The 11046-nt window shown below is 69.6% G+C and carries 6 protein-coding genes and 1 pseudogene; 2 read left to right on the top strand and 5 right to left on the bottom strand.

What is annotated here, in order from left to right:
- Nucleotides 1–464: 464 nt before the first annotated feature.
- Nucleotides 465–1970 (bottom strand): hypothetical protein, encoded by a 1506-nt coding sequence (locus ACFC02_RS05730; protein ID WP_376352666.1) that lies wholly within the window; start codon nucleotides 1968–1970, stop codon nucleotides 465–467.
- A gap of 445 nt (nucleotides 1971–2415) precedes the next feature.
- On the opposite strand from ACFC02_RS05730, the gene ACFC02_RS05725 reads away from it, so the two are divergent.
- Nucleotides 2416–2871, top strand: coding sequence for a GNAT family N-acetyltransferase (locus ACFC02_RS05725; RefSeq protein WP_376352663.1), 456 nt, complete (start codon nucleotides 2416–2418; stop codon nucleotides 2869–2871).
- 252 nt (nucleotides 2872–3123) lie between these two features.
- Here ACFC02_RS05725 and ACFC02_RS05720 read toward each other — a convergent pair.
- Nucleotides 3124–3186 (bottom strand): annotated as a pseudogene (locus ACFC02_RS05720) (flagellar motor protein MotB); the annotation flags it as partial.
- Between the two features lie 16 nt (nucleotides 3187–3202).
- Between ACFC02_RS05720 and ACFC02_RS05715 the strand changes: the two are divergent.
- A complete protein-coding gene (locus ACFC02_RS05715; protein ID WP_376352800.1) occupies nucleotides 3203–3643 on the top strand; it encodes a hypothetical protein in 441 nt (146 codons plus the stop codon).
- Between the two features lie 185 nt (nucleotides 3644–3828).
- Here the strand turns inward: ACFC02_RS05715 and ACFC02_RS05710 are convergent, their stop codons facing one another.
- The 3 genes from ACFC02_RS05710 to ACFC02_RS05700 all read right to left on the bottom strand — a co-directional run bounded on the left by ACFC02_RS05710 (nucleotide 3829) and on the right by ACFC02_RS05700 (nucleotide 10977).
- Entirely contained in the window at nucleotides 3829–5505 is a 1677-nt protein-coding gene (locus ACFC02_RS05710) for an SWIM zinc finger domain-containing protein (protein ID WP_376352660.1), read from the bottom strand.
- Between the two features lie 48 nt (nucleotides 5506–5553).
- Nucleotides 5554–8478, bottom strand: coding sequence for an AAA family ATPase (locus ACFC02_RS05705; RefSeq protein WP_376352657.1), 2925 nt, complete (start codon nucleotides 8476–8478; stop codon nucleotides 5554–5556).
- Nucleotides 8479–8775: 297 nt separating this feature from the next.
- Nucleotides 8776–10977, bottom strand: a complete 2202-nt coding sequence (locus ACFC02_RS05700) for a M4 family metallopeptidase (protein ID WP_376352655.1) — start codon at nucleotides 10975–10977, stop codon at nucleotides 8776–8778.
- Between the last annotated feature and the right edge of the window lie 69 nt (nucleotides 10978–11046).

Here is an 11046-nt window from a genome sequence, read left to right as displayed (position 1 = left end):
TGAAGCGCGGGCGGGGTCTCCAGAGCAGTGACCGAAGCGCCGTACAGTGCTAAGCGAAAAGATAAGGGATGTCACTGACACCGTCTGGTGAACTGGCCCCTAATGGCAGCGCAAAAGCGGACATAGGCGTGTTTTTCGCACAGCAAGGTCAACTGGTGGGGCTACCCGCTGCCGTGATGGTTGCGCAACAGACCAAGCAGAGCGACACCACTCAAGAGGGGGACGGTCCAGCGAGCGCATAGATCTCTGCAAGTGACGGATCGACGCACGGCGTCCCAGCTGTCCGCTGTCAGGCAGCTTCACACCACCTCTGGACAGGACAAGCGACACCTCTAGATCACCTTCTTCATGCGTCTCGGAGATCGCTGGCTACGACTGGCGCACTACTGAGAGATGGGGTGCTGAATGACCACCCCACCAGCCAGGTGCACGCGTCCGGGCTTCCATGCATTCGGCCATAAGCTTTACTCGGCAGAACCGGAGCCGAAAAGCGTCTCCTGAGTGTAAATTTTATGCACATACGACCCATCCTTAGAGGATCGGCTCCGGTTTCGCTGCTGTCGTTCATGCACAGATTCAGTGCTGTACTCCCTGCCAAGGAGAATGTTTTGCCCCTGCTCGGCTCGACGCTTCACCACTTCCCACAATGCTTCTCGTGTTGTGCGGACCGTCCCAACCAATCCTTCCTTGACTAATTGCACGAATTGGGCGCCGACAAGATGACGTTCCACACTCCCGTAGCCCAGCACTCGCGCCTTAGATTCTTCTCGTGAGCTGCGCGTGCACTCGTCTTCAAGCAGCAACCTCACATAGGATTCGGGGAGATACATGCCTGGAGTTAGCCCATCAACTGACTTCGCGAACCTGTTTTCAGGCCAGTAGGCAAGCTTGAGAAAACAGGGGTCACTGCCCAGCCGCCACTCTCTCGGTCGTTCAGGAGAACTACTCAACTTCGCCACTTCCGCGAGACGATCAAGTTGACTACGCAAGCGCTCATCAACCCGAATCTTCTTCTTACGCGGGTCAAGGCGTTTGTACTGAACGAGGACAAAACTCTCAGTGGGGACGTGATAATAAATCATGTCTGTTCCAGTGCGGGCCTCCAGTGGAAGCGCATTCACGTTAACGATTTCTAGCCGTCGGCCTTTTCCGTCCGATAGCACATTGATGTCACACCTCACCTCGTCCCCCCTGAGCCAATCACTGTCAAGGTCGAATGCCGGGCCTGCGGCACGTATGTCACGTTCAATTAGGCTGGCCTCGGAGGGCTGTGGAATTATCCCCGCGAGATAGGGTGCGTCCCGTGTCGCTGGCCGCTGCCATGCATTCAGCGAGGACAACGGAAAATCTGAGATCCGCACGAGGCTTCGAGTCGCGTCCTGCTGTTCTTGCCATGCGCGGTCTGCTGGATCTCGGCTATCAAGTACCGGGGGATCCGCCTGCGCGAGCAACCAGTCCAGGAGAGGAACCACGCGGGGGTACCTCTCCCGAAGAGCCGCCTCAAGCGCGTCCCAAAGCGCACGGCTGCAACGATTGGCCCAATCCAGGAGACAGGCTTGATCGAACTCGTCCTTCAAGTCATCTCGCAGCAGTGCCAGGAGACCGTCCGGCCCGTCAAGGGGTACAGGCTCCCTGCACTCCCGCAGAGGATCGATGGTGATGCTCTTGTCCACAGTTCCGGGGGTGTTGTGACGGGCCACACTGCCCATCCAGACCAGCCGACGAGATCGATGACCGCTGCCGGCCGCATCCTCACTGATCACCATGGCCATTGGTAGGCCAACGTCCGGCCCAAGTGGCCGGGCTTGTGGTGAGAGGACCTTGGTCAGTCGTAGCTGCAACTGCAGCCGCTCATGGATGTCAGTCATCTGCCGCTTCGGCAGTGTCACAAGAAACGCCACGTCCGGAGCGTAGCCTGAGTGACCGTCAGCCCCACTAAGATGCGGATTTTTAGCTTCCTTGATGCTCATCCCGAGAGCAGTGGACTATGTGTGGACGCGTACTCGCTTAACAGCAGTCCGTAGGACGGTGACCTGGTGTGATGCTTGGTAGTCAAGCTCCCTCCGGAGCCGTGTGCGCAGGTTCGAATCCTGCCGGGGGCACCCCTTATAAGGTGCCCAAAGACCCCGTCACCAGCGGAAACGCTGAGGTCGGGGTCTTCGCGTTTGTGCAGGCATGTGCGGCTCGAAGCGGCCGTATGCCGGGGTCTGCGGACTGTTCGTTCACACAATCTGAGCGCTTCTGCCCAGGTCACCGGCTGTTCTGGAGCGGACGCGGCCCGGCGTGCCGGTCCCGCACCAGATCCGTGGCGCCGAATACGCTGCGCCTGACTGCCACGCGAGAACGGCTCTTCACGTCGATCCGGACGGCACAGCCGCCGCATGCAGGAAGGGGTGGGGCGTGAGGTCTCCAGACGTGCACCTGCGCGAGATCACTGACGAGAACCGGGATGCCGTTCGTGCCCTCCGCGTCCGACGCGACCAGAAGCAGTTCGTCGCTTCCGTGTCCAAGTCTCTCAAGCAGGCGGCACAGCACCCGGAGGCCAATCCCTGGTACCGCGCGGTGTACATCGGTGACGAGCCAGTGGGCTTCGTGATGCTGTCGTGGAAGCCGTCGGCTGGTCCTTACACAGGGCGGCACTTCATCTGGCGCCTCCTGGTCGACAAGCACCATCAGGGGCGAGGGATCGGCCGAGAGGTTCTCACGCAGATCGCCGCCCTGGTTCGTGAGGACGGCGCCACCGAGTTGCTGACCAGCTACGATCCCGGCGATGGCGAACCGTGGCCCTTCTACCAGAAGTTCGGGTTCGAGCCCACCGGGGAGATCGACGACGCTGAGATCGTGCTCCGGATCACCTTCCCCTCCCAGTAAGCGCACACGGGAAACCGCAGACGGATTCCGGTAGCCACTCGGCCAAGAGTTTGGTGGTCTCCGGAAGTCGACCAGCGGCCGACGCCCTGGGAGGACCGGCGCACGACGAAGCCCCCGGTCCGCACAGGGACCAGGGCGCCATGAGCGCTCAGGACCGGAGGACCCGGAGACGCGGGACCAGCCTCCTCTGTTCAGTGGAGTGGGTGGTTCCGTAATCGGGCGGCAGTTGGAGGGGCCGCCCTTGCACGTCGACTACCGGTAGAAGACGGCCACGCCGCCGTGGTGCGAGCAGGCTCCCTGGTGGTGTGCGGCGTACGAGTACGTGCCGTCGTTGCACCGCGCCGTCGCACCGCCGCCGTCGGAACTGGAGCCGCCCGACGAGCTGGAGCCGCCCGACGAGCCGGAGCCGCCGCTGGACGACGATCCGCCGGACGTCGAACTTTCGTCCGTTCCCGAGTCCGCGGCTGCGTGTGCGGTGACAGTCACCTTTACCTGGACCGTCTTCGTCGCCGTCACCGTCGGGGCCGGCTTCGGCTTCACGGTCTGCGTCGCCGTGGGTGTCGCGGTGACCGTGGCCGTGGCCGTGACCGTCGGCTGCACCTTGTCGTTGGCCACCGGCTTCGTCGCGTCCGGGTTCTGGCCGGCGGCGCCGGCGCTGCCCACGCCGATGATGAACGCGACGCCCAGGGCCGGCAGTACGAACCGTTTGCGGGCCCACTTCGGTGCCGACCGGGTGGACGGCGGTCCGGGCGGCGGCTGGAACGGCGGTTGAGGCTGGTGGTAGCTCACAGGACCCCCCTGTTTCAGTACGTGAAAGGGGAAGCTACCTGCGTCGACACAGTCGATGTGAGGAATCAGTGAAGGTAGTGACCGAGTTGTGATGCCATCACTTTCAACTGCTCGTGCGGAGTGCCGACCGGTCGACGAGGGTCGTGCGCATCGAGTCGGCGGGCCGGGTCACAGGCCGTGTTCGTCCATCAGCCGCATCAGGTTGCGTTTGCGCTTCTGGGTGGTGCGCAGGGTCGTGACGTATGCGGTGAAGTCGTCCTGGGTGCCGAGGGCGCGGTGGCAGTCGCGCATGCTCAGGAGGAGGGACACCAGTTCCTCGTAGGTGCGGATTCCCGTCTCGTGCGTGAGGGGCTTGGCCAGGCGGAGGTAGACAGCGAGGGCTTCCGCGGGTCGGGTGGGGCGGGAGGTGTCGGCGAGGGTGCGCCACTGGGTGTCGTGGGCACCGGACGTCGTCGCTGCGTGCCAGGCCGCGTCGATGTCCCCGTCGTCCAGTAGGACGTCCACCAGGGCAGAGGCGCCTTGTGTGTTCTTCCCGGCGGCGTGGGCGTCCGCACGCAGCAGGGTCAGGGCGTTCTCCCGCTCCGTCGGCCAGCAGGTGGCGGCCTGGGCCGCTGCGCGCAGTTGCCGGTAGGTGAGGAGAGTGCGGCGGGACGTGAAGTGTGCGCGGCGCAGGGCCACGGCGTCGGTGAGGCGGCCGGCTTGTGTGTAGCGGTCGGTGAGGTGGTCGACCAGGGCGGTGTCGACGGTGGCGAGGTTCCCGGTGTCGCGCAGGCCTCGTTCAGCCCATTCCAACGCTTCGGCGAAGCGGCCCGAGCTTTCCAGTTCGCGGGCGATGAGCAGGTGGGTGTGGCCGTTCGGTGCCAGGTCGGCCGCGTGTACGGCGATCACCGTATCGACATCCCGGCCCGCCTTGGCCAGCCGTTGCATCAGGTGCTTCTCCGCCCAGCCGGTGCGGTGGGCCTGCCAGGCGAGGACGGTGTGCCGTCGCAGGGCTGCCATGCCCCGCTCGCCCAGTACGTCCTCGTAGTCCAGCGGGTCGACGTACGTCAGGTCGGCCGCCGCCTCGTCGACGGCGTGGCCGACCAGCCAGTGCGCGAGTTCCTCCGGGTCGGGGCGGGCCGCGCGGCAGGCGGTGTGGTGGAGGTCCGCGAGGTCGGCGCCCATCTGCCCGAGGCGTCCGTCGGAGTCGTCGACGTTCTCCGCCGCCGCTGCCAGCAGGGCGATCGCCTCCCGCGCCAGGGCCACCGCGTCGGCGGGGCGGTCCGAGGCGGTCAGCGCCCTGATCGCCGACACCGCCTGCCCGGCCTGGTCCGCATAAGCGCGGGCGTCGGCGTACTCGACGTAGCCGTAGGACGCGAACGGGCCGATGTCCAGCAGTTCTCGCAGCCGCGAGCGGAGTGCGGCCAGGTCTCCCCGGGCGCTCGCGGCTCGCAGTTCCAGGCGGCGGCGTACGTTGCGGTCCTCGGTGATCTCGTTCCGTACGAGGGCGAGCAGTTCCTCGCGGGAGAGAGCCGACAACCAGGCGTCCAGGCCCTGAGCCCGGTTCCGGGCCGTCTTCCTCTGGCTGGGGAGGTCGGCCTTGCGGGACAGCGCGACCAGGCCGAGCGCGACCAGGTGTTTGCAGAAGTTGCCCTCTTGGCCGTACGGGCAGTCGCACTCCCCCGACAGGCCCCGGGAACCGCCGAGGCTCAGTTCCGCCTCGTACCGGTGCGTGCCCTGGACCGATGCCCTGATCGAGTCGGTGCCGACCTCGATGCCGGACACAGCGTCCACGTATCCGAGTCCGCGTTCGAAGGAACGTGTCCCGGCCAGCGTTCTCAGTTTCGCCTCGGTGAGACCGACCACGACCTCACCCTAACGGCCGTCGGCCGGTGTACCGTCCTCGGTCTCCCCCTACGCCGTGGGCCGCGTCATGATGATGCGGGTGATCTCGACGCGGGACTTGGCGCCGAGTTTGCGGTAGGCGCGGGTGAGGGCCGCCTCGACGGTCTTGACGCTGAGGACGAGGCCTGCCGCTATCTCGCGGTTGGTGGCGCCCTGGGCGGCGCGGGTGACCACGCTGCGTTCGGTCGATGTGAGGTGTTCGGACCAGGAGGTGCCGTCGGGTACGGGGGCGCGGAGGTCGTCGGCGCGGTCGCGTTCGGCGCGGGTGACGGAGACCCAGGCGCGGGCGCCCGCCTTGGTGAAGATCCGCAGGGCGTCGGCGAACGCGGTGCGGGAGGCCGGTTCGTCGCCGAGGAGGCGGTGCGCCCGGCCCAGTGCCACGCGGGTGCGGGCCTCCTCCAAGGGGTAACCGGTGGATCGTAGACGTGTCGCGGCCCGTGCGAAATCCGTTGCCGCGGCGGGGAGTTCGCCGCGGGCCGCTTCGACGGCCGCCGCCGCGCGGTCGAGGGTGGCCAGGACGCCGGGCCGGCCGAGCCGCTCCGCCTGGTGGCGGGCGCGGGCGATGACGGCCTCCGCCTCGTCGGTCGCGCCGGTGCGGGCCAGCGCCTCGGCCAGGTCGGCGTGCCAGCGGCGGGTCGCGGGGTCCCTCTGGCCCTGGCCGGTCTCCAAGTCGGCTGTCTGCCGGAGGAGTTCGGCCGCCCGGACGGGCTCCCCGCTGAACAGTCTGATCCGTCCTTCGGCGTGCAGCGCGCGGGGCAGGAAGAGGCGGTCGTCGTCGTCCTCGCTGTGCCGGCGGGCGGTCTGGGCCGCGGCGAGCGCCTGGCTCAGGCTGCCGCCCGCCGTCTCGGCGAGGGCGACCGTGTACCAGGCGGGGCCTTGGCTGAGCCCCGCCTGTTCGGTGATGCGCAGGCTCTGCCGGGCGATGGTCAGGGCCGGGCGGCAGCGGCCCCGCGCGATCTCGACCTGGGCGAGGCCGTTGAGGCACTGGCTGAGGCTGTCCGCCGAGCCGCGCTGCCGCAGCGTGTACACGAGGGTGCGCAGTTCGGCGCGGGCCTCGTCGAGTTCGTCGCGGACCAGGTGGAAGCGGTGCTTGAGGTAGGTGGGGCCGTTGTGGTGGGTCATGGCGTGCACGTCGTGGGGGGCGGCGAGCGCGGCGGCCAGGGTCGTCTCGGCCCGCGGGTCGCCCAGGAAGAGTTCGAGGGCCGCCTGCTGGGTCAGTGCCATGAGTTCGGTGCGGCGGTCGCCCGAGCGCGCCGCGAGGCGGGCGGCTCGTACCGCGTGGTCGTGGGCGCGCACCGCCGAGCCGCCGACCATCCAGGCGCGCCAGCTCATCCGGTAGTGGAGCTGGGCGAGCAGCCCGGGGTCCCGTCCGGCGTCGTGCACCGCTTCGGGGAAGACGTCGGTGATCTCGGCCATGGCCTGGCCGCAGGAGTCGATGACCACGTTCCAGGCGCGGACCCGGTCGGCGGGGCGGTCGGCCTCGCCGAGGACTTCGTAGGCGAGTTGCCTGGCGAAGTCGAAGTCCCCGGCCTCGATACCGTCCTCGGCAGCGGTGAGGCGGCGGTCGATGTCGACGTGGGTCTGGCCGGCGGGCGTGTACTCGGCGGCCATGCGACCCAGTCTCGCCGCGGTTCCGGGGGCGCCGCGGCGGCGGGCGGCGCGGGCGGCGTCGGCGAGCCCGGCCGCGACGGCCGGGTCGGGGCCCGCGGTGAGCCGGGCGATGTGGTGGGCGCGCTCGACCGGGTCGTCGGAGGCCTCGGCCAGGGCGCGGTGGGCGCGCGTCAGGCGTTCGTACGGGGTCACGGTCCACAGGACCATCGGTGTCAGCGGGTCCCGGAACCGGAGGACGCCGTGGTCGAAGGCCCGTGGGCTGTGCAGGACGCCGTGCCGTACGCAGGTGTCCACGTCGTCGGCGGCGCCGGGGCAGCCCGCACGCCGCAGCAGTTCCACGGTGGGGCGGACGGCCGTGCCCGCGGTGATCAGGGTGTGCCGGGCGCTCGGGGGCAGGGCGTCCAACCGGTCGAGGATCGGGCGGCGCAGGGAGTCGGGGACGGGGAGGGGTTCGGTCGGGTCGGGCAGGTCGGCGCCCTCGATGCGGAGGCGTTCGTCGAGGGCGGCGCTCAGTTCGAGGGCGGTGCGCGGGGTGCCCCCGCTCGCCTGGTGCAGCCGGGCGACGAGCGGGCGGGGCCAGGCGGGGTGGTCGTGCGCGTCGAGCAGTTCGGCGGTCTGGTGGGCGGTCAGGGGCGGGACCGGGATCCGGCGGACCGGTGGCGGGCACAGCTCCTGTGCCTCGGGGCCGTGGCACGGCTCCTGCGCCGCCTGCGCCTCGGGACCGTCCGCGGTGGGTTCCGTGCGCAGGGCGACGAGCACCGAGGTGCCGCCGTCCGGGCCGGGTCCCGCGCGGCGGGCGGGGGCCCGGCGGGCGAGGAAGGCGAGGATGTCCGCCGTCGGCCGGTCGAGCCACTGGGCGTCGTCGACGACGAGCAGGAGCGGGCGGGAGCCGGACAGGTGGGCGAGGAGCCTGTGGACCGCGATGCGCAGGACGAGCGCGTCGCGTCCGGTGGCCGGGTCGGTGCCGGCGGGCGGCGCGCCCCGCAGCAGGGCCGCTTCGAGCACGGTGCGTTCGTGGGCGGCCAGCGTGGCGAGGGCGTCGTCGCCGACCGGGGCCAACAGGTCGATGAGGCCGAGGAAGGGGCTGTCGCGTTCGGCCGGGGAGGGCGCGCAGCGCAGGACCAGCCGGCCCCGGGCGGCCGCGTCCGTGACCAGCTGGGACACGACGGTGGTCCGGCCGATGCCGGCCGGGCCGGTGAGCAGGACTCCGCCGCCGCCGGCCAGGTGGGTCCGTACGGTGCCGCAGAGGGCGTCGCGTCCGATGACGGGCGGCCGGGGACGTGCTGCCGGGCGGTCCGCCGGCGGGGTGGTCGGCTCGGTCATCGGGGACCCTTCCGGACACAGCCTCGTTCATGCCTCGGGTACGCCGGACACGAGTACTGGTACGAGTTCGAGTACTGGTACGAGTACGTGTACGAGCACCTGCGCGGGTATCGATCATGAACCTGCCATTCACGCGCCGCGCCGAATGTAGGACCGCCCTCGGTGAAAGGTCAAGACCAATGAGGGCCACCGGCACCGGGAGGTGGACGGTGGGCGAACGTGCGGACCGGGCCGCTGGCGGGGAGACCAACGGCCCGGTCGCGTCAGGGAGTTGTCAGTGAGCTGCCGTGCGCTGGGTCAGCAGGCGCCCGCGTCCTTCCAGACGGCCCATGACCCGGGCGCGCCCGGCTCGGCGCCGGTCGAGTACCACTGTGAGGACCACTTGTGGCCGTTGTACGAGACCTGGTCGCCCGGCGTGTAGCCGGTGGTCGCGCTCCAGGCCGGCAGGCCGCCGCAGCCGCCGGGCGGGGTGCCGCCGCCGGTGACGGTCCAGGTGAAGGTGGCCGAGCCGGTGGCGTTGTCGGTGTTCTTCGCCGTGACGGTCACGGAGGAGGTGCCGGCGGTGGTCGGCGTACCCGTGACGCGGCCGGTGGAGGAGTCGATCGACAGCCCGGCGGGCAGGCCGGTCGCGCTGTAGGTGAGCTTCTCACCGCCGGGGTCGCTCGCCTGGATCTGGAGGGAGACAGCGGTGCCGACCGTGCTGTTCTGCCCGCCCGGGTTGGTCACCGACGGCGCGCCCGGCTGGCCGCCGCAGTTGCCGGGACCCGGTACCGGGTCGGCGCCGGTGACACTGACCGCCGCCCAGGCGGCCTCGACCGTGTTGTACTCGGTGCAGTGCGCGCCGTACAGGTCGGCGGCGGCCTTCAGCGAGTCGATGCGGGCCTGGTGGTAGTCCTCGCTGCTGTTGGCGTAGGAGGCCAGCGCCTTGTACCAGATCTTGGCGGCCTTGTCGTTGCCGATGCCGTTGACCGTGGAGCTGTTGCAGGTGGGGCTGTTGCCGTAGCCGTGGTCGCCGCTGCCGACGGCCAGCAGGAAGAACCAGTGGTTGAGCGGACCCATCGAGTAGTGCGGGTCGAGGCTGCCGTTGCCGCTGTTCCAGCAGTTGGGCGACTGGCCGTCCAGGGACGGGTTGTACATGTAACGCAGGGGGCGGTTGTCGCCGTTGATGTTGATGAGTTCGCCCATGGTGTAGTCGGGCGTGTCCACCGGGTTGTTGGCGTAGAACTCGACCATGGTGCCGAAGATGTCGCTGGTGCCCTCGTTCATGCCGCCGGTCTCACCGGTCTCGTCCCAGCCGGTGAGGGCGCCGCTGACGCCGTGGCTCATCTCGTGGCCCGCGACGTCGAGTTCGACCAGCGGACGGGCGTTGCCCTGGCCGTCGCCGTACGTCATCTGGGAGCCGTCCCAGAAGGCGTTCACGTACGCGTTGCCGTAGTGCGTGCGGGACGGTACGCCCCGGCCGTCGCCGAAGATGCCGTTGCGGCCCTGGACGTTCTTGTAGTAGTCGAACGTCATCGCCGCGCCGTAGTGCGCGTCGACGCCTGCGGAGGCGGGGTCGCTGTTGGAGCCGTTGCCGAAGTTGCCGCTGGAGCTGGTGAAGACCGAACCGGTACCGCTGGTGGCGTGGTTGAGGTTGGTCGTGTAGCCGTTGCCGTGCGCCGGGTCCTGCATCGAGTAGCCGCTGCCGGACTGCGTGACGTCGAGGGAGACCCGGCCGCTGTAGATCGACTGGCCGGTGCCGGTGGCCTGCGCGGCGGTGGACCGGGGAGCGGTGGCCTGCGCGGTGGCGGCCCCCGGGCGGGCGGCGCGCGCGGCGCCCTCGGCGGCGAAGGTGTCCACCTCGTCGCTGGTGCGTACGACCTTGCCGGTACGGGCGTCCACCAGGACGTGCAGGCGGCTCGGCGTCCGGTCCGGGCGTACGCCGGTGACGACGGTCTCCCAGACCAGGGCGGCGCGGGACCCCCTCATCTGGACGGCGAGGTGCGAGGCGGACACCGACTCGACGCGGCCGTCGAACACGGCCCCCGACACCTTCGCGGCGCGCGAGGCGGGCAGGGCGGGCTCGGTGGAGACCGCCCCGGACGCCTGCGATCCGGTGGCCAGCGACGCGTACGTGCCGTCCTTCTTCAGGTGCACGATGACGTCGCCGCCGTAGGTCGGCAGCCCCTTGTACTTCCGGTCGAAGCGGACGGCGGCGGAGCCGTCCCGGTCGACCACCAGGTTGCGGACAACGAAGGCGTCACCGGCGGCCTTGTGGGCGGCGCCCGCGTGGGCCGACAGCGCCTTGCGCGCGTCGTCGACGACGCGGCTGCGCACGGCGGGCGCCGGGTTCGCGGTGTACGGTGCCGCCGCGAAGGCCGCCGGACCGGCGGCCGGGGCGGAGGGGTGGGGACGCGGCTGCGACGCCGGCGCCGCCACGGCGGCGGGCAGGGCGATCGCGGACGCGGACACGCAGGCCAGAGTGACCGTCAGCAGACGTGCGGCTCTTGGTATGTCCATGGGACGGGGAGTTCCTTTCGCCTCGTGCGGGTGAACGCCCGGCACTGCGTCGCACAGCGGTGAGGGAGG

It is taken from the genome of Streptomyces sp. NPDC056160, from assembly GCF_042268205.1.
GTDB lineage: Bacteria > Actinomycetota > Actinomycetes > Streptomycetales > Streptomycetaceae > Streptomyces.
The sequence above is the reverse complement of the archived record's forward strand: the minus strand, read 5'-3'. Positions and strand labels throughout refer to the sequence as shown.